This window comes from Microbulbifer bruguierae, assembly GCF_029869925.1.
In the GTDB taxonomy this organism is placed as follows: Bacteria; Pseudomonadota; Gammaproteobacteria; order Pseudomonadales; family Cellvibrionaceae; genus Microbulbifer; species Microbulbifer bruguierae.
The window spans coordinates 3,524,208-3,546,095 of sequence record NZ_CP118605.1 but is presented as its reverse complement, the minus strand read 5'-3'; the positions used below and the strand labels follow the sequence as shown (position 1 = coordinate 3,546,095).

Sequence of the window (21,888 nt, the reverse complement as noted above, 5' to 3'; positions counted from 1 at the left end):
CTCGACTGCCGCATGTCAGTGCGGCCCAGCTGATGTACGCGCCAGGGATTTGGTGCGAGCGCTAGTATCCAGTAGTGAGTGACTGCATCAAGTGTAACTCCGCGCCTACATCACTGAGTTTTTTCCTTTGCGGTTAAAAGGATTTACAGGCGCGCTTATGCAATCGAAATTCTCCCTTGCCTCCTCCTGCGGGCTTTTGACAACCCGTGCTTTTCGGCAGCTGAAAGTTCTGAAATTCCAGTTGCTATCGATCTGCGCGGCAACCCTGGCCCTGCTGATGGTGTTGTCCGCCGTGGCAAATGTGACCGGCATATCGATGGGCACACTCACCCGTGACCCTACCGCGGTATTGAAAGGAGCGTTTTACGTAGGATTCCTGTCGAATGCAGGAATACTGCTATGGAGCGCCGCGGCCACCATCTGCCTGTTCTGTGGGGCGCTGCTTGCGCGGGATTTCAGAGCGCGCGCCAAAGCATATACCAGCGCCAGATTCCTGCTGGCGTCCGGGGCGTTTACCCTGCTGCTAGTACTGGACGACCTTTTTTTGTTCCATGAAGAAATCGCTCCCAATTACCTGCATCTGCGTGAACGCTATGTACTGCTGTGCTACGCCCTTATTATGTGTATCTATCTAACGAAGTACTGGAAAATCATCCTGCAATCGGACTTCGTTTTGTTCGGCTTCGCCGCGGGCTTTTTCATGTTGTCGGTATTTATCGACAAAAATTCCTTTTCCTGGTTACCCGATCGCTCGCTGCTGGAGGACGGCGCCAAGTTCGCCGGCATCGTATTCTGGTTATTCTATTTCTCCCGTACAGCTTTCCAGGCGATTGCCACCATTAAGGATGTGGCAAGCGCTGGCAACGCGTATGAAGCGGAAACGAATACCCCGCTTCAGGAATCGGTTCCGTGAGAATGGGCTGCCGCTTCCGGTGCACGAAAAGCCTTGCTGTAAAAACCTGAGGTATCGAAACAGCAAACCCGGCGCTTTCCCTCAGCCAGCATATTGCAGGTATCACCTACGCGTTTTGCCCGGGTTTTGGCCTGTTTGGCCGAGACAATCCAGTGTATCCAGTCCAGGCGTGCAATCGTCGTCGTTGCTTCCCAAACCGCGCGCGCTTCTGGTGTCGCTGCCAGTGCCTCCTGCAGATCTCCCGGCACTTCTGGCTCAGGTTCCGCGGCTACCGGGTTGATATCCAGGGTAACTTTATCGCCAACACTCACACCGGCAGCCTGCTGCAACGCCTCACTGACCTTTAGCCAGTGACTCAGCTGACCATCCGGCTCGAGAGTGGACTGAAAGTGGTAACCGTTGATTGTGCCCTCAACCGTCGTCCTTCCCCGCCGCGGCAGCTGTTCGCTGATGTTTTTTGGAAGGACGAGGAATGCCCAGGAATCGTCACTACCAGGCTTTGCCGGGCGCAGCAGTTCTGTCTGAAAACGGGAATTTATTGGCATCGGTTTCATTGCTCCGGGGTTCAATATTCAGTCCGCCATCACAGCAAACACCAGCACAGATGAAATTAATACGCCGTCAGGTTTGCAACCATTTGTACATGACAAGGGCATCTACATAACCTTGTTTCGGATGGTTGAATGCCTTGGGAAGCCGGCCGACGGTTTCAAACCCCAGTTTATGCCAAAGGTGAATCGCGCTCTCATTAGTCGACGCCACGAAATTGAACTGCATCGCTTTATAGCCAAGTGCCTTTGCTATTTCCTGGGAGTGTTCGCACATTTTGGTGGCCAATCCCCGACCTCTGGCCAGCGATGACACCATATAACCGCAATTACATACATGATTTCCCGGCCCGACCTGATTGGTCTTCAGGTAATAGGTACCGAGGATTTCACCATTATCTTCAACGACGAATGTTTTGCGTGGAACTTCCAGCCAGATTTTCTCTGCCTGCTCGCTGGTCGTGTCGATATCATAAGCATAGGTTTCACCAGCTTGAACGACTTCACGAAATATCGGCCAGAGTGATTGCCAATCCTCTTTACTCGCTTCTCTGATGTGCATACTCAAACTCGACGGAGATCAATCCGGGATTATCTTCAAGAGATTTTATTGGCATTACAGGTTACAGCTTCGACTGTTCTTGTTCGGTTACTTTCATCACCTGTTCGAGTTCAGACGGTGTCAGCTCACCGTACAACCTTGGGTAAGGCCAGCCATAGCCCCATCGAAACCGGGTAGGTAGGAAAGGTGTCCCTCCAACCCTGACCCCGGCTAACATCAGCAATGCGATTTCAGGCTGGCCGACCTCGGCAACACAAGCTTCCAGTGCCTTATCGGATGCTAACCGTTCCTGATAGGTACCACCCTTCCAGTAATCGTAGTCGTGCTTTTGGCAGCACGTCAGCCACAAGTCCTTCTGTTCCATGGTTCCATCCGGGAAGCCGCTACAGCCATCGCTAGAGAAAGGTCTAAGCTCTCCCGCCACGGTCGCCGTGGCTAGCGACAAACCCAGGCCAATGAACAAAAACTTGGCCCAGAATATAGACAAGCACCCCACAGAGGGTCGCAGACCCGAAGTAACTTTCCCAGCCTTGTTGTGCGGTCTGCAAACAGATCTAACCAGCATTACCACTTAGCAAGAAACCTACTCAAGTTACAAGGCCAGCTCAGGGTACTATTTTGGCAGGCAAACAGTTGGCGCTTATAAATACAACCGTGCCTGACGCCGTAAATTACGACTTGCACACCAGCTTCTCTTGACCAACGTTGTACATATTGTTTACCGCGACATAGACACCGGAAACGAGGGCAGTGGCGGGATACAATATTGGCGTAGCAATAATTCCCTCGAGTGAGTAATACGTCTGTGTTTCTTTCGCTACGTTCATCACTCTTAGTGTTTTTCTATCACTTGATATTTCACACTTTGCCACGTAATCCTTATCGGGATGTGGAACAACAACACAACCAGTCAAAACCACAAAAAATCCACACACTAATCTTTTCATTATCGTTCCTTATAGTCTTCTTGCTATGGGCAACCCTGATTCCTGTTGTCAAACATTGATGCCAGCGAGCTTCTGACACCTTTTCCGCGTGTATAAAAAAGCCTCGCGATGCGAGGCTTTTTTATACACTCAACAATTCAACTGACTTCCGCAAGGTTCCCCTTGCTCTCCAGCCACTGCTTGCGATCGCCAGCGCGCTTCTTCGCCAGCAACATGTCGAGCAGCTGATTACTGTCGTCACCGGCATCAATGTACAGCTGCACCAACCGGCGGGTATTGGGATCCATGGTCGTCTCCCGCAGTTGCAGTGGGTTCATTTCACCGAGGCCCTTGAAGCGGGTGACCTGGATCTTGCCTTTCTTTTTCTCCGCAGCGATACGGTCGAGAATACCCTGGCGCTCGGCGTCGTCCAGCGCGTAATACACGTCTTTGCCGATATCGATACGGAATAGCGGCGGCATTGCAACGTAAACATGACCATTGGTGACCAGCGGGCGGAAGTGACGCAGGAACAGCGCGCACAGTAGGGTGGCGATGTGCAGGCCATCCGAGTCCGCATCGGCGAGGATACAGATTTTGCTGTAGCGCAGGCCTTCCAGATTATCGCTGCCCGGGTCGACGCCAATGGCGACGGCGATGTCGTGGACTTCCTGGCTGGCAAGGATCTCACTGGAATCCACTTCCCAGGTGTTCAGAATCTTGCCACGCAGGGGCATGATGGCCTGGAACACGCGATCCCGTGCCTGCTTCGCAGAGCCGCCGGCGGAGTCACCTTCCACCAGGAAAAGTTCAGAGCGGCTGGCGTCGCCACTGGAACAATCCGCCAGTTTGCCCGGCAGTGCGGGGCCCTGGGTAACTTTTTTGCGCGCGACTTTCTTCGCAGAACGCAGGCGTTTTTGCGCATTATTGATGCACAGTTCCGCGAGCTTATCGCCCTCTTCGGTGTGCTGGTTAAGCCACAAACCGAAAGCATCCTTCGCTACGCCAGAAATAAACGCGGTGGCCTCGCGGGAACTCAGGCGCTCCTTGGTCTGACCGGAGAACTGGGGATCGGCGAGCTTGGCCGAGAGCACGTAGGAGCACTGGTTCCAGATATCTTCCGGTCCCAGTTTTACTCCGCGGGGCAACAGGTTGCGTATTTCGCAGTATTCGCGCATGGCATCCAGCAGACCGGCGCGCAGGCCGTTGACGTGGGTGCCGCCCTGAGCAGTGGGGATCAGGTTGACATAGGACTCGGCAGTAACCTCACCGCCTTCCGGCAGCCATTGCACGGCCCAGTCAGCGGCTTCAGTCTGCGCGGAAAAATTGCCGATAAATGGCTCTGCCGGCAGCACTTCCCAGCCCTGATTGGCAGAAGCCAGGTAATCCTTGAGGCCGTCTTCGTAATACCACTGATCGGATTCGCCATCCTGCTCGTTGATGAAGATGACGTTGAGACCGGGGCAGAGTACCGCCTTGGCCCTGAGCAGGTGACGCAGGCGCGGTACGGAAAACTTGTTCGAGTCGAAATATTTCGGGTCCGGCAGGAAGCGCACGCTGGTACCGGTGGTGCGTTTGCCACACTCGCCCACCACTTCCAGGTCGGACGCTTTATCGCCGTTCTGGAAACCGATGCGATGCACTTTACCATCGCGTTGGATGGTTACTTCCAGCACCTTCGACAGGGCATTCACTACGGATACACCGACACCGTGGAGACCGCCAGAGAACTGGTAATTCTTGTTGGAGAACTTGCCCCCCGCGTGCAGCGTCGAGAGGATAACTTCCACCCCCGGTCGTCCCTGCTCAGGGTGAATATCCACCGGCATACCTCGGCCGTCATCACTGACGGACAGGGAATGGTCCTTGTGCAGAACCACTTCAATTTTCTTGGCGTGGCCGGCCAGGGCTTCATCGACACTGTTGTCGATCACTTCCTGGGCCAGGTGATTGGGACGGGTCGTCTCGGTGTACATACCCGGGCGCTTGCGCACCGGGTCCAGTCCCGTCAATACCTCGATATCTTCAGCGGAATAATTGGCCATAAATTCTGATCGCTCGCGCGGAGCGCCTACTGCGGATTATTGTTAGCGGTTTGCTGGGAAAAGAGGAAATCTACCAGTGCCTCGGTGTAACGGGCAAATTCCTGGAAGCTGTGATCGCCACCATCTTCCACGGTCTGTTGCTGCCCTGCGTAAAACTGTTCGGCTTCGCGATAGTCCAGGGTTTCGTCACCGCGCTGGGCGAGCAGCCAGTAGCGGCTGCCCAGCGGCGACGACAGCGCGCTTTCGAACCGCTGCATGTCTGCCACATCTTGCGTTCGCAGCCGATAGACCTGCTCCTCGCTCTCTCCACTATAGGGGTGCAGATCCTGCCCTATATAGTTGGGCATAAAGCGCGAGGGGCTCACCGCGGGATTGACCACGACCGCGGGTAAATGGTGTTGTTCCGCCAGCCAGGTGCTCCAGAATCCCCCCATGGAGCTGCCCACCAGGCCGATAGGGCCAAGGTGATTACGACACAAGTCATCGACCATTTGACCCAGCGCCATCGCCGCCTCACAGGGATAAGGGGAGATCAACGGGGCGTAAAACACGATGTCCGGTCGCGAAGCCTGCAACCACTGTTTGAGTAGCTGGCACTTGTAGGACTGGGGGGACGACAGGAAGCCATGCAGGTAAATCATCAGCGGGCGCTCCTGTGAGGAGTGTTGTTGTAACGGGCTGTATTGTTCTGACATGGCGGGGATTATAACGAGGCTGCGGGCAAGATATACCAAGCCGAGCCCATCACCTCAAAATTCCTCGCGCTTTTCCGCGACTTCTCGCTTTTCCACAAGGTTGGCTTTGCCGCCGCGGAAGCAACGGCAACCCTGCGAAGAGATTGAGCGAGAGACTCACGGAAACACTCCCTCCATGAACCCGAGGGCTATCACTGCAACGACTTGTCCAGACTCGCAAATGCCCGCCGCATGTCCACTTTCATATCATTCCAGAAGGTGATACTGGTAAAGCGCTCGAAACGTCCGCCGGGGCCGAGGCTGCCAAAATTTTCACCGATATCACGGCGATCACTGAAGCGCATGACGGCATTGCCATCGCGGTCCAGCAGTTCACCGGAGAGTACGCCGTAGGCGCTCTGATCCGTGTACACACGCCACATCCAGGGCTGGGGATCCAACGGCGCGCCGAGGGAGAAACGGCTGAGATCCAGCTGCATCACGTAATCGGCTTCGGCTTTGTCGGCGACCAGTTCGCTCTGGCGCGGGGTGAGGAAGCGCTCACTCAGCACCTCGCCCATCAGCTCCTGCAGGCGCGCCATATCCTTTTCATCCAGCTCGTAATCCTCGGCGCGCAGTGGGGAACCCAGGTCCAGCGAGCGTTTGCGGTACGCCACAGTCACAGGCTCGAGGTACACCCGGGCACCACTCAGGTCGAAGGCGAAGGCTGCGCTGACGCGATCCAGCCCCGACTGGCGGGACTGCAGGCCATCTTCGGCATCCTGCGGGTGCACCGCAGCCTGCTGCGCACAACCAGCCAGCAGAGCAATTGAGAGGGTAAGCAGGGACAGAAACTTGTTATGGATTTTTTGCATGGTGACCTCACTTCCTGTTGGACAAGAGCGTTTCAGGCTGCCCACGATATATAGATAAGGGCGCCCGGGGAACCCGGTATCACTAAACCGCAAATTCAGCCCCCACTGCAAATGGAATTTCAACGGACCCTGTAACCAGCCACAGGCGCAGCGATCCAATTACAGGCACGTCTATCTCGATAAGAGTGTGCGGTGAGTTACCGCCGCTGGACAGCGTCAGTATCCAGAGGAGGCCAAGTCCACACTGTATTCGACAATGGCGACCCGTTCCACACCGGTCTCGTAGCTGCCGTCGTCGCGGAGATCGAACCAGCGGTAGCCCGGCATTTCACTATCGACGGCAAAGGGGCCACTACCCGGGGTGAACTGCACGGAAGTAGAGGGGGTTGCGTGGAGACCGATATGTCCCAGCTCGCTGTCGAACTGCTGGTGCACATGCCCCCAAGCAATGGCGCGCACATTTTCAGCCCGCTGCACCAGTTCAACGAAGGCATCGCGCCCTTCTTTCAGCATATGTCCATCGATCCAGTGACTGCCCACTGGAACCGGCTGATGATGCATCATCAGCATCAATGGGTAGTCGGCGTGAGTGCTGATAAGTTGCTCGATGCGAGCGAGTTCTGCGGAACTGAAACCGCCGCAGATTTGCCCCGGCACACTGGTGTCGAGTAACAGCAGGCGCCAGTTGCCCACACGCACCACTTCCGGGCGTCTTTTCGGCGCGATGATGTCCATACGCCGGGCATTATCGTGATTACCTGGCAGCCAGTACCAAGGGCTGGCAACGCCTTGCATCTTGTTCAGAAAACGATGATAGGCGGCTTCGGAACCATTCGCGGAGACATCACCGGTGACCACTAACACTTCCGGCTGCTTGGATTGAGCGCGAATTGCGTTGAGCACCTCGCTCAGGGTGCGGCCGGTGTCCAACCCGAGCAACTGGTAATCCGGCCGGCCGCCAATATGGGGGTCGGTGATCTGGATCACGCGATTTGCTGGTTTTACTGCCACGTCGTTCACTGCCTCACCTTGCCGAAACATCCTTGTACGCCCCTGCAATACCCGGCTTGTGTCGCGCGCCCGAAGGATTCAGATCCATCGACCACCCAGGGTGAGATCGACTTCGGCGCGACCATTTGCCAGGCAGTGAGCCAACCATTCACTAAGATAGCGGTTGACCTGTTGGCGCTCGTCTTCGTTGTGCATGGCCGGATTGGGATAGCAGAAATTCAGTCCATCACCGCCCACCGGCCCCTGGCCATCCACTGCCACTACTTCTGCCATGCGCGCGTCGTGATACAGGCGCACGGTGATCAGGGGCGGGGTCAGCCAGTTTTTGTCCTCGCTGCCGGATTCCGGCGCAGACGCCTGCAGGCTGACCTCGGTGGTATACCTGCTGCGCTCCACCACCGCCACTTCCAGGGTGCCGCCCGGCACCTGGTAGCGCCAGCTCTGATGGTTTGCGAGCTCCGGCATCAACTTGCACAAGCGCAGATAATTGGCATCACAATCTGCGTGATAAGTGGGCAGATCCACGCGATAACGCTCTTTGGCGCCACCTCGGGTTTGCGATGCAGCCTTACTGCGGCCAGTGCTTACCGGTACCGCCATTATCGACACTCCTGTTGAGTTTGCGCCGTGATTGATCTCTCAAAATACCCGCAATGTGCCGGATATTCGTATTGACGGCACCGAATTACCTGACTCAAAAACAACACCTGGTCATAATACCCTACCCGTCCGTCGCCGCTGCAACCTTGGCAGTATCCCGTGGCGATTGCCATATAGCTGTGACTATGGGCGCCGGAAATACCGACTATCATTCGTCACTAGCCACTGTCGCAGCCAAGCGCTCGCGGTTGAGTTGCAGCCATTGCAGGCTGATGATGCTGGCGGCATTGTCGATCGCCGGCTCGTCGCTATTGCTGGCAGCACTCAGTACCTGTTCCAGCGGCAACACCCGCAGACGTATATCCTCGTGCTCGTCCGCAAGCCCGAACAAGCCTTCCACTGCACGCAGATCCGCACAGGCGCAAAACAGGTGCATGCGCTCGCAGGCGCCGCCGGGGCTTGGCAGATAACTGCGAATAAAGTGCAGCTCGCAGCTTTCAATGCCAGCCTCTTCCTGCAACTCCCGGCGCGCCACGTCTTCGATCGATTCACCTGGCTCAACCATCCCGGCCACCACTTCCAGGCACCAGGGGCCGGATTCGCGCTCCAGCGCGCCAACACGAAACTGCTCGGTCATAGCCACCAATTGGTGCACCGGGTCGTACAGGAGCACCCCCACCGCGTTACCGCGTACGAACAGTTCGCGCTCCATTTCTCCGCTCCAGCCACCGCGATAGAGGCGGTGGCGCAGACGCAATTTGTGCATCTGGAAAAAACCGTCGTATACGGTTTTACGGGAAATTACATCCACTGCACCGCGAGTAAACAGCGGCCTGAGATCCGATTTGTCGCTCATGAAATTCCTTTGCGAACAGCGCAGGGCAAATCAGTCGTAACCTACATCGTTATAGGGTGGAAAACGACCGAGAATAAGGGCCGCCTCCTCCCGCAGACGGAACAGCTGTTGCTCCGGAGCATCAAAACGTCCGGCGGTGGAAGGCACGCTGCCCCGCCACAGGGGCGCATTTTCCGGAGACAGCACATCCACGATCAGGGACGACTCACGGTATTCGCGCACTCGCAGCGGAGCTCGCCAACCGAAGCCAAAATAGCGGTAGCCGCCGTAAATACTGAACGGATCCTGGTATACCGCAACCTTGTCACTGCTGAACAACTGTACCCGCACCAGAAAGTCCGCCTCTTCGGCACTGGCGGCGGGCTGGTAGCTGCCCTTGAGAATATCGTCTACCGCCTGGCTGGCGCGCTTGCTCTCAAGCGGCGACACCGGACCGGACGCAAGCGTATCCAGCAAGTAGTAGCTGCGCAGATTGGCAAATTTGAAGTTGGGATCGTAATCCACCGCCACCCGGCTGGCAGTATTTACGCAGCCGCCAAGCCCCAGGGCCAATATCAGGCCAAGGGCGGCGACAGTGATAGATTTAAGCAGTGAAGCCATGTGTTCTCCCCTTGTTGGTTTGGAAGTACCGGCGTCCCTGCCGATCTGTATTGGAAATTATTGTCATCGCAAAACTCAAGCCGCAGGGGGCAGATCTTGCAGCAGCTCGCTAACCGCTTTATTGAGAACGCGCTGTCGCTCACTCTTGTCTTCCGGTCGCGCCATCAGTTTGGTGGCACTGCCACCCCAGATGGGCATGCCGTGTTGCGGACCGACGCCCACGGAAAGGGTTACCAGCGGAGCACCAGTGCGGCTCGGCAACTCCACTACCCCGCGCTGGGCGTTACTGTCGAACTGGGCATCCCAGCTCTCTTCCGTTTCTTCACTGGCAAACTCTTCGTGCACGACCGCAATCTGGTAGTCCACCACCATCTGGGCACTTTCGGGGCTATCCACCAGGCGATAGCCCCGAGCCTGCATCAGTGCGCCCACCACCTGGCGCAATTCCAGATCCAGTTCCACCAGCTGGGCTGGCGCACCAGTATCGGCGCTCAGCGCCTCGGTACCCCAGGCGTAGGTCTGAAAGCTAACCGGTGCACTGCGCGACTCTATACGCTCGATTTGCGTGTGACTGCTGCAACCGGCAATCCCCAGAGCCAATAGCCCCGGAATCAAGAGTCCCGCAAACAGGCCGGTGTTTGTAATACGCATTCGCTTTCCCTTTTTAACGTGTATCTATAAGTGTGCTCAACACCTTCCCAAGTACAACTGCCAGCACAACCTATTTGAAACTGTCTTCCAGCGCCGGGTAGAGTTCGATCTTCGGGCTCCACAGCAGCCATTCATTTTCCGGGCTGCCATAAAGTGGGTAATGGCTACCGGATTCTACTTCAAGGCCCATTTCCGGATTGTCCGGCGTGGCGAAGGCGATACCTCCCGCCAGCAATGCCTGGGTAGATTCGGTGTGGACATCCAGGCCCGTGATCAGGCCAAAATTCACATCCACGCCACTGGCATGCCAGAACTTCGAGCGCTCGCGCACCAGCGTGCGATAGCGGGGCTCAATATAAACATAGATGTACACGCGGTCTGCCAGTTCCCCCAACTGGTAACCGGTAACCTGTCCCACCTGCACCTGACGGTAGTACACCGGGCTGCCGCGCTTGAGTGAGCCCCGTCGCGGAGCGTCGAGAATCAGCGCCAGGCCGGGCATCATCATGGTATCCGCAAGATCCGGCACCGGCTTGGCGGCGAGGGCGACAAACTCGGTTTGAGGCTGGTCGCCACTGCCCGGTTCTAGCTCGAGAAACGGACCTGTCACCAGAGTATCAAGGTTGGAAACGCCATCCAGTCCCAGCTTCACCCCCACCACCCACATACGGGTACCGCTGCGGGCGAATCGCTCCGCGCGACGGTAGAGGCGCGCGCGGGCGCGCACACCGTCCAGCTCATTGCTGAGGCGCATACGGGTGATTTCCCCCACCTGTATCCCGCGGTAGCGCAGTGGCGAGCCCTCTTTCAGCCCCTCGTCACCGGTGAGATCGATATAGATATTGACGCCCTCTTCCAGCGCGTCTTCACGACTGGTGTAAAGACGGAAGTCATCGCCACTGCGGGCGCGCGCGGCATTCTTGTGGTCGTTTGGCCCGCTGCCGAAAGCAATGCCGCCACGCACCAGTGCCAGCAGGGACTCGGTCTCGACTTCCACCCCTTTCAAACTGGCGCTGGCGCGCAATCCGCTCACATTCCAGAAGCGGCTCTCGCTGTTGACCAGATGTGCATAGGGTGGATCGATCACTACATAGACTTCCACATCGGAGCCATCGGGTTTCAGTGCCATTCCCTGCACCCGCCCCACTTCCACCTGGCGGTAGTACACAGAAGCCCCGCGCTGTAGTGAGCCCGTGGTGCGCGCGGTGAGTGTCAGGTGTAATCCCGGGACTCGAGGATCTCTGGGTGGCGGACGCGAATGCGCATCGAACTCGCGCACCGAGCGCTGCCCCTTGCGCAGGTCCACCTCGATCCGATTGCCCTTCAGTAGATCGTCGACACCAGAGGTAAAATCGAGGGTCGGGGGCGCCAGCCAGAACTGGGTGTTTTCACTCAACAGATCGTCGGTAATAGGGTCCATCAGAACCTTCACTTCCATACCGTTGATATTTTTGTTGGCTTTGGCGCTGCTAACCTGCCCCACGGTGATGCCCTGATAGACCACTTCAGTGGAACCTTCGGTGAGACTGACACCCCGATCGAAGTTGAGCGTAATGGGAATCCCCGCATTCGCCTCGGCAAAATTCTTGTAGAGTTTGAATTCATTGCCATCCACCGCCAGGGGCGACTGACGCTGGGCCTCTGGGGTGGAAAAACTGACACCGCCAGCAATCAGCGAGGCAAGGGACTCCAGCTCCACGGTAACGCCGCTGATGCCCCCCTGAATGGTGACCCCGGAGGTATTCCAGAAACGGCTGCCGCGGTGAACCAGGTCGGCGTATTCACGGCGGATGAACAGACCAATCTCCACCCCGCTGGCATCTTCTGCCAGCTGGTAGTTTTCCACCTGCCCAACTTCCAGCTGCCGGTAATACACCGGCGCTCCGCGGCTGAGGGACGCCAGGCGGGAAGACTTAAGGATGACACGCAGGCCATCACCACGCACATGGGGAGGCGGCTCTGGCACGGCCAGGAAATGTCTTTCCGGCGCGCCGCTGCCAGGCTCCACCGCGATATAGTTGCCGGACACCAGGGTCTCCAGCCCGCGTACGCCGGTGAGTGAGACTTCCGGCCTGACAACCCAGAACTTGCTGCCCTTCGCCAGCAGGTAGGCGGCACTGCGATTAAAGGAGACTTCCGCCAATACGCCATCCTGCCCGCCCAACTCCTCGGCGCTGGGCACCAGTCGGAAGTCATCCACCACGCCGATTTCTACCCCGGAATACTTCACCGCGGTCTTGCCCTTGACCAGGCCATCGCCACTGGAGAACAGGATGGTGGCGCGGATATCACCTTGAGTGAAGTCCTTGTAAAGCAGCCATACCGCGATCAGCGCCGCAATCAAAGGCAGCAGCCATACCAGCGAGAGACCGCGACTGCGGCGCGCCAGACCTTCGGGCGGGGCGTCGTATTCTACCGGCGCTTCGCTCATCCATACTCCCTGTGATGGTTTTTATCGGTTTCTGCTGTTGCTGCGGTGAATCTGGACTCGTACACATCCCAGATCAGGCGCGGGTCGAAGGCCCGCACCGCCAACATGGTCACCAACACCACGGTGGCAAAAGCGGTACTGCCCGGGCCGGCCTCAACTTCGGCAATGGCACCCATATCAACCAGAGCCACCAGGATCGAAATCATAAACAGGTCCAGCAGCGACCAGCGGCCGATGGCGTTCACTACCCGATAAATACGCATTGCCTGGCGCGGGGGCACATCCAACCGCAGTTGCACAATCAGGCACAGCATCACCAGCCCCACCAGCTTCATTACCGGTACCGCGATACTGGCCACAAACACGATCAGGGCAATCCCCCAAAGCCCGCTGTGATACAGCTCCAGGGCGCCACCAATGATGGTACTCGGATCCCCGGAACCCAGGTAAATCACCGTCATCACCGGCAGTATATTCGCCGGAATCAACAGCAGCGCACTGGTAATAATCAGTGCCCAGGTCAACATCAGGCTGGCCTCCACCCGCCCGTGCATACGCGCGCCGCAGCGCGGACACAGGCACGAGCGCGTTCCTGGCGCCACCGACACCAGCTGACGGCAGCCGAGACAGGTCCAGAAACCCTCGGCGAGGCCACGCGCCAGACGCTTCAACCTGGCAGCTCCGTGTCTGCGGCACCCGAGTCGCCAGCGCGAGCGTGTCGCGCCAGCCGTGCCCACACGGTTTCCGCATCAAACGACACGGTGGCAGCACTGGAGACCACCATCATTGCCACAAAGCAGTAGAGACCGGGCTCAACACTCATTTTTCCTAAGTCGGACATTTTCACCAGTGCCACCAGGATGCCGAGCATATACACATCCAGCATGCCCCACTCCTGCAAGTGATGATACCAGCGCAATGCGCGCGCCACCGGCTTCGCCATCCTGCTCCAGCCACTGCCCCAGCTGATAAACGCAAGCAACAGAAACTTACCCAGCGGCGCCAGCACACTGCAGAACAGCACCAGCGAGGCGAGCCAGATGTAACCCGCCGCAAACAGAGACTCCACCCCGTTCATCAGGGTGCTCTCCGCACCAAAAGAAAACAGGGAAAATTCCAACAGCGGCAGGCTGGCACTCGGGATAAACAGCAGCAGTCCGGTCAGACTCAGGGCCGCCGTGTGCACGACACTGCGATCCATATTGCGGTGTAGGGTGGCGCCGCAGCGGGGACACAGCAATCGCTGCCCGACGGGCGCATGGGAGCGGGTAAGCAATAGGTCGCACTGGTGGCAGGCTCGCCGCCAGGGTCTATACTCGCCAGCGGGTGACTGTTCTTCTCCCGCCTGCGTTTGGTAATGCCGGGATTCTCGCCCCATGCTTTGCTTCTGCCCAATTTCCGAAGCCGTTGACCCGTATTTGCAAAAGCGCGTTGCGCAGGCTGCATCCGGATGGCCCAGCACTGCGTCTTACTCGCAGGGCCAGTATTTCCGGCCCGGGGGAACTAGGATCAGCGGTGTTATTGTTACTGGACGCGCAATCGCGTCGATTTAACGAAGATATACCAAATTGCGCCGATCGTCGCCTCGACGCTCCTGCAGCCGGAGGGTACACTCTCGCGACCGCAGGCCCGAACTCCGTCTTGGATATGCTTCGGGCCAAGCCAGCGCCGCCTTCAGAGCACATTACAGACTGGCTTCAGATCTTCAATAAATAGAAGGGAAGCGGGGGTTTACAGGCACGCAGGGGCAAAGATCCCCGAAAACTTGAAGACCACAGCTGTCACAGGAAATCAATACTAATGATTAGAAGTGCAAAAGGGGGCCTTGCGCGCCAATTTGGCCGCCCGCTCAAATCCATGCTCGCCGCCGCGGTAGTGGGCATTGCCAGTGGCCTGGGCGCGATCCACGCACAGGCGGATACCCTGTGGGAAATTTACCTGCAGGCTCTGGATAACGATCCGCAGCTGGCCGCCGACCGCGCGGCCTACCGCGCCGGCCTGGAAGCCAAAAACCTCGGTCGCTCCGCGCTGCTGCCGCAAATCAATGCCTCCGCCGAAATCAGCAAGACCGAAACCAATTTTGAGTCCAGGGGCGTACAGTTCGACAACAGCTTAGGGTTGCTGCAGTCCATCCAGTCCGGTGACAGCGATGTAGACACCACCAGTTACGGCGCTCGCCTCGATCAGGCTCTGTTCGACCTACCAGCCTGGTTTGGCTACAAGCAAGGCAAGACCGTCAGCGAGCAGGCTGCGGCCGAGTTCAGCTTCAACCAGCAGGACATGATGCTGCGCGTCGCCAGCGCCTATTTCGACGTATTGCGCGCTCACGACGTATTGGAAGCGGCGCTCGCCGAGGAAGAGGCCCTGGCCAAGCAGCTCGAGCAGACCCAACAGCGTTTCGAAGTGGGCCTGACCGCGATCACCGACGTCTATGACTCCCGCTCCGCCTACGACAGTGCCGTTGCCCGCCGCCTCACCGCGCAGGACGACCTGCTGAGCAACTTCGATGCACTGTCGGTGCTCACCGGCACCCACCACGACGTGGTCGCGCCGCTGCAGCAGGGCTTTAGCGTGGCTGCGCCGGACCCCGCGGACCGCGCCGCCTGGGTAGACTTTGCCCTGACCAACAACTTCAACCTCAAGGCTGCGCGCCTGAGCGCGGACGCCGCACGCCTGGGCGCACGTGCATCCGCCGCCGAGCACCTGCCTACCCTGAGTGGCTCGATCACTTATCAGGATGCAGAGGACGATGGCAAGCGCAACACCACCACACGGGTCCCCTCGCTGAACAGACAGATTAGCTCAACGATCCCAGCGGACGGCAGTACTGAAGTTACCATCGCGGCTATCAGCTTCAACATGCCGCTGTACACCGGCGGTCGCCTGAGTGCCAGCCGCCGCGAGGCGCGCAACCTGGCGTTCCAGGCCGAGGATCTGCGCAACCTCACCGAGCGCAACACCATCCAGAGCACCCGCACCCTGCACCGCGCGGTGACCACCGACACAGCTCGTGTGGAGGCCCGGGAACAGGCAGTAGTCTCCGCCAGGAGCGCACTGGATGCGACCCAGGCCGGATACGAAGTGGGTACCCGCAATATCGTTGACGTACTGCTCGCGCAGCGCACCCTGGCCCAGTCCCAGACCGACTACGCCAATGCACTGTACGACTACATTCTCAACACCCTGAACCTCAAGCTGGTCGCCGGCCTGCTGGCCCCCAAGGATCTGCAGGAACTGGATACGCGCCTGAACCCGGCATCGCCGGTTTCCCGCGCCAATATCCTCGATAGCGGCGCTGCCCCCTTCAGCAAATAACAACGAGTCAAATTCAAGAACTCTGGCGCAGAAAAACGAGGCCGGTACTGCTATAGTGCCGGCCTTTTTTATGCGCTGACTACAATTGCGGGACTTCCGCGGATTTCTGTCTTATCTACCGAACTGGCTAACGGCGGTCTGAACCTATCCATGAAGTATCTGATTACTGGCAACGCGGGCTTTATCGGCTTCCACGTGGCAAACACTCTGATGGCTCGGGGCGACTCGGTGGTAGGCATTGATAACGTTAACGACTACTACGAAACCAGCCTCAAGGAAGCCCGCCTGCGGGAACTGGAAAAGACCGCACAAGCTCAGGGCGGCGCGGTGGAATATGAATTTCTGCGTGCCAATATTGCCGACAAAGCGGCCGTCGACGCCTGCTTTGAAAAACACCAATTCGACCGGGTGATCCACCTCGCCGCACAGGCTGGTGTGCGCCACTCCATCGAGCATCCGGAAGCCTATGTAGAAAGCAACCTGATCGGCTTTTCCAACCTGCTGGAGGCCTGCCGCAACGCTGCCAGCCCGCATCTGACCTACGCCAGCACCAGCAGCGTGTATGGTGGCAACACCACCATGCCATTCAGTGAAGACCACGGCGCCGACCACCCGCTGCAGTTTTACGCTGCCACCAAGCGCGCCAACGAACTGATGGCCCACAGCTACAGCCACCTGTTCAAACTGCCCACCACCGGACTGCGCTTTTTTACCGTCTATGGCCCCTGGGGGCGTCCGGATATGGCACTGTTCAAATTCACCCGCCTGATACTCGAAGGCAAACCCATACCGGTATTCAACCGCGGCCACCACAGCCGCGACTTCACCTATATCGACGACATCGTCGCGGGGGTGATCAAATCCAGTGACCAGATCGCCACTGCCGACCCGAACTGGTCCGCGGCAGCTCCCAGCCCGGCCAGCAGCGATGCGCCTTACCGCATTTTCAATATCGGCAACGGTGACCCGGCGCAACTGTCGGACTATATCGATGCGCTGGAAGGAGCCCTGGGGCAGAAAGCACAGCGAGAGCTGCTGCCGATGCAGCAGGGAGACATCCCCGATACCCACGCCGATACCCGCAAACTGCAACAGGCCACCGGTTACAAGCCGGACACCAGCGTGCGCGAAGGGGTACAGCGATTCGTAGATTGGTATCGAGAATACTATTCGGTATGAAGCCAATCAGCCGCTGGCCTGGCTCCGAAGAATACTTTTACTACCTTCATTTTCGCCACCATCCTGACCGTCACCCTCATAGCCACGTTGCAGGGCGCGCCAGTTTTCATCAGTGAAATGGAAAACGGGGTTACGCCCCTGCAGCTTGTCCAGTGAACGGCGCAGCCGCGTGACATTGGCCTCCGCATCCTGTCGGGACAGAGGGCTGCGTATGGCGCCCTTGTCAAAATCGATCAGATAAAACTCGTCGCTACCGGTAAGCAGAATATTGTTGGCGTTCAGATCCGCGTGATAGACGTTGCGCCTGTGGAACCGTGCGATCAGGCTACCCAGCTGCCACCACAGGCTGTTTGCCAGCGGCTTGTCACACAGGGCATCGGTCAATGTTCTGGAATCCGGCACTCGCTCGGTAATCAGCGCACCGCGATAGCCCAGGGGCGGCACGCTGACACAACGGGCGGCCACCGGGCGTGGCACCGGCAGCCCCATTGCGCGCATTGCCCGCAGCATATTGAATTCACGCCACACCCGGGTATTGGGCAGACGGCTGTACAGGTAGGATTTTTCCACCAGGCGCCCGGCAAGACCGCCACGGTGATACTGCTTGAACACCAGGTCCGTCCCGCGGTACTCGAACATCACCGCCTTGCCCCGCTCTACCAGGGCACAGTGGCTGTTGGCCTGCAGCCAGTCGCGGTGAAACAGCTTCTCGCAATTACGACCGACGATTTCATCGTCGTACATGATCGTAGCCAGGCTGCTTTTGAATTGTTGATACCCCACCGGGCTCCCCCTCAGTACGCCAACGAGACATATAACAACACATACCGTTTAAGGTGTGTTGTCGCGCGATTCGACAGATAAAAACCTGGACATTGTAACGCCAACTGCACCGACTCCCCAGCACCAGCACTTGGCGGCCCGCCCCACTTACGCAAACGCGCTGCGCACCTTCCGTTCCATACGGTCCAGCAACTTGAGCCAGCCGGCACCCTGCATCGGGTCATATACCCAGGGGGTGGGTACCTTGCCGTGGACTAACCGCAGAAAATCCTCCGCCACCGGCAGTCGTGCGGGCTCGCAATTTGCCAGCTCCTCAACCTCAGCCGTGGACATCAATTGCAAGGGGTAAAGGCCGCAGTGACGCGACCACTCGCCAAAGCGCAGAGCCAGGGATTTCTGCTTGCCACGATAGGCGCGCCCGTTGGGCAGCCACATGGCGAAAGGCACACGCATTCGCGCCATGCGACAGAACATCTGCGACGCCTTGCGGTTATTCACCGATTCACCCACCTCAAACTGCCAGTTCAACTGGCGCAAGCGCCGGGGATCAGCGATCAACAGTGCGGAGAACCAGGTGCCGGTAGAGCGCTTGCGCGGGTACCAGAACCAGAAATCGCGCTCGCGATCAAAACGGAAATCCCGATTCGCTTTTTTCCTCAATGAGAAGCCGCGCACAAACGCGGGCGAAACAAACCCCAGATCCGGCTGCCGGTCAAAATTCTGGCGCAAAGACTGCAGATCCCCCTCCGTCAGCGGGCGTACCATCTGGGTGTCATCCTGTAGAAAACACATCAGCTCATCATTGGCGACCATTTCGTAGGCGGCTTGCATGTTGGCGTAGAGCCCACCCAGCTTGTGGGCGCTATGCGCCGTTTTATCAATCACCTGATGTCGCTCGGCAATTCCGGCCAACACCTGCCGGGTTTCCGGATCGTCGCTGCCATCATCGATAACGGTAAGCCGGCATTGCGGCGCACAGGCTTCTATGGAGGCAATACAGTTTTCCAGAAAAGGGCCGCGGTTATAGGAAAAAACGAAAATGTGCATATTCCCTCGCACTTGCAATGTATGTCCTTGGAACCGGTGCTGCGTCACTCTGTCTCAGTGCCGCGGTTGTTATCCTGCTGCCGCCATCGGCACGAAGTGGAATCTCACCGGTGAGCGCTTAAGCGTATTTCTTCTTTGGCCACGGACTCGGCTGTGCTTCAAGATGTATTGCTGAGACCGATATGACCAAACGTTTTGTAATCACCGGCTGCGGCCGCTCCGGAACCACCTATATCGCGAAACTTCTCAGTCAACTTGGCTGTGAGTGTACTCACGAGCAGTACTTCACCGGCAGTACCCCGTCAACCGCGCGCGGGGCCCTGGCTCGGTTGGGCCTGCACAAACTGGCCTGGCCCACGCCGGCGATTGGCGAGGCAGCATGGGAGGCGGCACCCTGGCTGCCTCTGCTCGCCGACGACACCCTGGTGTTTCACCAGTTCCGCCACCCTCTGGAATTCATCCGTTCACGCCAGAAGAAGGGCTGGGTCCACGGCCGCTTTCGCAGCCACCACCTGCGCCAGTTTCCGCGTATGAACAAACAGCGCTTTGCCGAACTGCCCCTTGCAGAACAGACTGACTGGCTGGCGCGCTTCTGGATCGACTGGAACGCGCTGGTCGAAAAGCACTCCCGAGGCAAGGAATACCTGAGCTACCGGGTTGAGGATTTCGACCTGCCACGCCTGCTCGACATGTTGCAGCGGGTCAACTTCCCCCACGATCCAGAGCAGATCGCGCGCACCTTTGAAGCCCTGCCACGCAATGTGAATACCCGCGGTGAAAAGCGTCAGGACATCACTCTGGACCTGCTGTCGAAGCCTCGCAGAGCACAGCTTGCGGAGGCCGCAGCCCGCTACGGCTACAGTCTCTGAACATCGTTAGCGGACATGGTACCCACTGTAGGCGGCGTTCGCATTACCCCGACCAATGGTTTAAGCTCGCCGACCTCGCAACCCCGCCCCGTTTTGTATATAGGTAAACCGCGGAAACTTACATGAATCTGTCCGTCATCATGACCACCTACAACGCCACCGAGTGGCTGGAAAAAGTGCTCTGGGGCTACAGTTGCCAGACAGAGCAGCCACTGGAAGTGATCGTCGCCGATGACGGCTCCCGCCCGGAAACGGCTGAGCTGGTGGCGCGACTGCGGGAGGAAACCGGCCTCGATATCCGCCATATCTGGCAGAGGGACGACGGCTTCCGCAAATGCCGCATCCTCAACAAGGCCATTCTCAGTGCCCGCGGCGACTACATCGTATTTACCGACGGCGACTGCATTCCGCGGGCGGACTTTCTCGCCGTGCACAAGCGCCGCGCCGAGCCCGGTTACTTCCTGTCCGGCAGCTACTTCAAGTTACCCATGAGCACCAGCAAAGCAATCAACCGGGAGGACATTCTCAGCGGCCGCTGCTTTGACTATCAATGGCTCAGAGACAATGGCCTCAGTGCGCGCCGCAAAACCATGAAGCTGCGCGCCACACCGCGCTGGGCACCGCTGCTCAACCGCCTCACCCCCACCGCCTGCAACCTCAAGGGGTCCAACGCTTCGGCCTGGAAAAGCGACATCCTCAAAGTTAACGGCTTTGACGAGCGTATGGCCTGGGGCGGACTGGATCGGGAATTCGGGGTACGACTGGAAAACGCAGGCATCAAGCCCCGCCACGTGCGCTTCGATGCGATCTGTGTGCATCTCGACCACCCCCGGGGTTATGCAGATCCCGAGATCGTGGCCCGCAACAAGGCGCTGCGATTACGCGTGGCCAAAGAGCGCATTGTCGAAACCCCGCAGGGTATCAGCCAGCTGCTGGAAAGCGGCTACCAGCCCGAATAAGCGATTCCCCACAGCGCACGTCAATAACCTCCGGAAGTTAATCGATCCATGAACGAAACCGCACCAAACAAGCACTGGTCCGACCCGATTATGAGCCGTTTTCTGCGCCTTGCCGCCAGTGGCTGGGTGCCGGCCTCCCTGTTCCAGAAACCGCTGCCTACAGAAGCTGAGCGCGCGGCGCGCACCGGGCTACTGGATATCGAGATTGTCAGCCACTGCTGGCAGTATTCCCACTTCCTGGTTTACCAGCTGAGCTCGCTGGCGCTCTATCCGCCGACCAAGGCGACGGTAACCATGACGGTTTATTACAACCGCGAAGACACCCGCACTGCCGCAGTGCTGGACTTCTTCGGCAAGCAGCAGGTGCCCGGAGTGACCTGGAACTGGTGCGAACTGCCGCGGGAATCCCTGTTCCGCCGCGCCATCGGCCGCAACCAGGCGGCGCTTGCCACCAAGGCCGACTGGATCTGGTTCACCGACTGCGACCTGATGTTCCGGGAAAACTGTATCGACCAGCTCGCGGAACGGCTGCAGGGGCGCAGGGACAGCCTGGTATTCCCGCGCACCGAGCGCATCACCTCGCTGCTGGCGGACGACGATCCGATGCTGAATTTCGACCCCGCGGAGCTGCGGGTCATCGACATCGAAGACTCGCGCTTCGTGGAACAGGTCCGCGACCGCGCTACCGGGCCACTGCAAATTGCCCACGGGGATATCGCCCGCGCTGGCGGCTATTGCGACAGCCTGCGCTATTACCAGAAACCCGCTGACAGCTGGTGCAAGGCCCACGAGGACCGCGCTTTCCGCTGGCTGCTGGGCACCCAGGGCGAGCCTCTGGATATTCCCGGGGTTTACCGTATTCGTCACGTCAGCAAGGGCCGTTACACCGGCAGTAAGCTGAACACCCAGATCCGCAGCAGCGTGCGTAAAGCTACTGACAAACACTGAACAACAAATACTGATTGTTGAACCGCGTAAAAAAGGCCGGGCGCTCTACAGGCGTCCGGCCTTTTTTATAACTGTCAGTGCAATAACTGTCTGTGA

The 21,888-nt window shown here is 58.3% G+C and carries 23 protein-coding genes; 6 read left to right on the top strand and 17 right to left on the bottom strand.

The genetic code is table 11. The features are described from left to right. Positions 1–157 precede the first annotated feature (157 nt). Positions 158–913: a hypothetical protein gene (locus PVT68_RS14710; RefSeq protein WP_280319290.1), complete on the top strand. Its 756-nt coding sequence runs from the start codon at positions 158–160 to the stop codon at positions 911–913. Here the strand turns inward: PVT68_RS14710 and PVT68_RS14705 are convergent. The 15 genes from PVT68_RS14705 to PVT68_RS14635 all read right to left on the bottom strand — a co-directional run bounded on the left by PVT68_RS14705 (position 895) and on the right by PVT68_RS14635 (position 13,968). Further along, positions 895–1,458 carry a YdeI/OmpD-associated family protein gene (locus PVT68_RS14705; protein ID WP_280319288.1) on the bottom strand — a complete coding sequence of 188 codons (564 nt, stop codon included), beginning with the start codon at positions 1,456–1,458 and terminating at the stop codon, positions 895–897. The genes PVT68_RS14710 and PVT68_RS14705 overlap by 19 nt on opposite strands. Positions 1,459–1,534: 76 nt before the next feature. Continuing rightward, entirely contained in the window at positions 1,535–2,023 is a 489-nt protein-coding gene (locus tag PVT68_RS14700) for a GNAT family N-acetyltransferase (RefSeq protein WP_280319286.1), read from the bottom strand. 61 nt (positions 2,024–2,084) lie between these two features. Next, entirely contained in the window at positions 2,085–2,387 is a 303-nt protein-coding gene (locus PVT68_RS14695) for a hypothetical protein (RefSeq protein ID WP_280319285.1), read from the bottom strand. Between the two features lie 307 nt (positions 2,388–2,694). Next, on the bottom strand, positions 2,695–2,970 hold the full coding sequence (locus tag PVT68_RS14690) for a hypothetical protein (RefSeq protein WP_280319283.1): 276 nt from the start codon (positions 2,968–2,970) through the stop codon (positions 2,695–2,697). A 137-nt stretch (positions 2,971–3,107) separates the two neighbouring features. Beyond that, positions 3,108–4,994 carry a DNA topoisomerase IV subunit B gene (gene parE / locus PVT68_RS14685; RefSeq protein WP_280319282.1) on the bottom strand — a complete coding sequence of 629 codons (1,887 nt, stop codon included), beginning with the start codon at positions 4,992–4,994 and terminating at the stop codon, positions 3,108–3,110. 26 nt (positions 4,995–5,020) lie between these two features. After that, positions 5,021–5,635, bottom strand: a complete 615-nt coding sequence (locus PVT68_RS14680) for a YqiA/YcfP family alpha/beta fold hydrolase (RefSeq protein ID WP_280319280.1) — start codon at positions 5,633–5,635, stop codon at positions 5,021–5,023. A gap of 245 nt (positions 5,636–5,880) precedes the next feature. Then, a complete protein-coding gene (locus PVT68_RS14675; protein WP_280319278.1) occupies positions 5,881–6,543 on the bottom strand; it encodes a hypothetical protein in 663 nt (220 codons plus the stop codon). Between the two features lie 216 nt (positions 6,544–6,759). Further along, entirely contained in the window at positions 6,760–7,584 is an 825-nt protein-coding gene (locus PVT68_RS14670) for a metallophosphoesterase (protein ID WP_280319276.1), read from the bottom strand. A 48-nt stretch (positions 7,585–7,632) separates the two neighbouring features. Continuing rightward, positions 7,633–8,154 carry a DUF1249 domain-containing protein gene (locus PVT68_RS14665; protein ID WP_280319275.1) on the bottom strand — a complete coding sequence of 174 codons (522 nt, stop codon included), beginning with the start codon at positions 8,152–8,154 and terminating at the stop codon, positions 7,633–7,635. Between the two features lie 208 nt (positions 8,155–8,362). Further along, complete coding sequence (locus PVT68_RS14660) at positions 8,363–9,010, bottom strand: NUDIX domain-containing protein (RefSeq protein ID WP_280319273.1); 648 nt, start codon at positions 9,008–9,010, stop codon at positions 8,363–8,365. 30 nt (positions 9,011–9,040) lie between these two features. Continuing rightward, positions 9,041–9,610 carry a DUF4136 domain-containing protein gene (locus tag PVT68_RS14655; RefSeq protein ID WP_280319271.1) on the bottom strand — a complete coding sequence of 190 codons (570 nt, stop codon included), beginning with the start codon at positions 9,608–9,610 and terminating at the stop codon, positions 9,041–9,043. A gap of 75 nt (positions 9,611–9,685) precedes the next feature. Continuing rightward, positions 9,686–10,261, bottom strand: coding sequence for a DUF4136 domain-containing protein (locus PVT68_RS14650; RefSeq protein ID WP_280319269.1), 576 nt, complete (start codon positions 10,259–10,261; stop codon positions 9,686–9,688). A gap of 70 nt (positions 10,262–10,331) precedes the next feature. Next, the gene (locus PVT68_RS14645; RefSeq protein ID WP_280319268.1) at positions 10,332–12,692 is read right to left on the bottom strand and encodes a PqiB family protein; all 2,361 of its coding nucleotides are present in this window, start codon (positions 12,690–12,692) and stop codon (positions 10,332–10,334) included. Then, the gene (locus PVT68_RS14640) at positions 12,689–13,363 is read right to left on the bottom strand and encodes a paraquat-inducible protein A (protein WP_280319266.1); all 675 of its coding nucleotides are present in this window, start codon (positions 13,361–13,363) and stop codon (positions 12,689–12,691) included. The genes PVT68_RS14645 and PVT68_RS14640 overlap by 4 nt, the downstream gene beginning before the upstream one ends. Then, positions 13,360–13,968, bottom strand: coding sequence for a paraquat-inducible protein A (locus PVT68_RS14635; protein ID WP_280319264.1), 609 nt, complete (start codon positions 13,966–13,968; stop codon positions 13,360–13,362). The genes PVT68_RS14640 and PVT68_RS14635 overlap by 4 nt, the downstream gene beginning before the upstream one ends. Before the next feature lie 524 nt (positions 13,969–14,492). On the opposite strand from PVT68_RS14635, the gene PVT68_RS14630 reads away from it, so the two are divergent. Together PVT68_RS14630 and PVT68_RS14625 are read left to right on the top strand one after the other, a co-directional pair. Continuing rightward, positions 14,493–16,007 (top strand): TolC family outer membrane protein, encoded by a 1,515-nt coding sequence (locus tag PVT68_RS14630; RefSeq protein ID WP_280319262.1) that lies wholly within the window; start codon positions 14,493–14,495, stop codon positions 16,005–16,007. Between the two features lie 150 nt (positions 16,008–16,157). Beyond that, entirely contained in the window at positions 16,158–17,186 is a 1,029-nt protein-coding gene (locus tag PVT68_RS14625) for an NAD-dependent epimerase (protein WP_280319260.1), read from the top strand. Between the two features lie 6 nt (positions 17,187–17,192). Here the strand turns inward: PVT68_RS14625 and PVT68_RS14620 are convergent, their stop codons facing one another. Then, on the bottom strand, positions 17,193–17,969 hold the full coding sequence (locus tag PVT68_RS14620) for a 3-deoxy-D-manno-octulosonic acid kinase (RefSeq protein WP_280319259.1): 777 nt from the start codon (positions 17,967–17,969) through the stop codon (positions 17,193–17,195). A 147-nt stretch (positions 17,970–18,116) separates the two neighbouring features. After that, a complete protein-coding gene (locus tag PVT68_RS14615) occupies positions 18,117–19,016 on the bottom strand; it encodes a glycosyltransferase family A protein (RefSeq protein WP_280319258.1) in 900 nt (299 codons plus the stop codon). A gap of 182 nt (positions 19,017–19,198) precedes the next feature. Here PVT68_RS14615 and PVT68_RS14610 point away from each other — a divergent pair, with 182 nt between their 5' ends. The 3 genes from PVT68_RS14610 to PVT68_RS14600 all read left to right on the top strand — a co-directional run bounded on the left by PVT68_RS14610 (position 19,199) and on the right by PVT68_RS14600 (position 21,792). Then, positions 19,199–19,885 (top strand): hypothetical protein, encoded by a 687-nt coding sequence (locus tag PVT68_RS14610; protein ID WP_280319257.1) that lies wholly within the window; start codon positions 19,199–19,201, stop codon positions 19,883–19,885. A gap of 122 nt (positions 19,886–20,007) precedes the next feature. After that, positions 20,008–20,844, top strand: a complete 837-nt coding sequence (locus PVT68_RS14605) for a glycosyltransferase family 2 protein (RefSeq protein ID WP_280319256.1) — start codon at positions 20,008–20,010, stop codon at positions 20,842–20,844. 48 nt (positions 20,845–20,892) lie between these two features. Beyond that, complete coding sequence (locus PVT68_RS14600; protein ID WP_280319255.1) at positions 20,893–21,792, top strand: glycosyltransferase family A protein; 900 nt, start codon at positions 20,893–20,895, stop codon at positions 21,790–21,792. Positions 21,793–21,888: the final 96 nt, after the last annotated feature.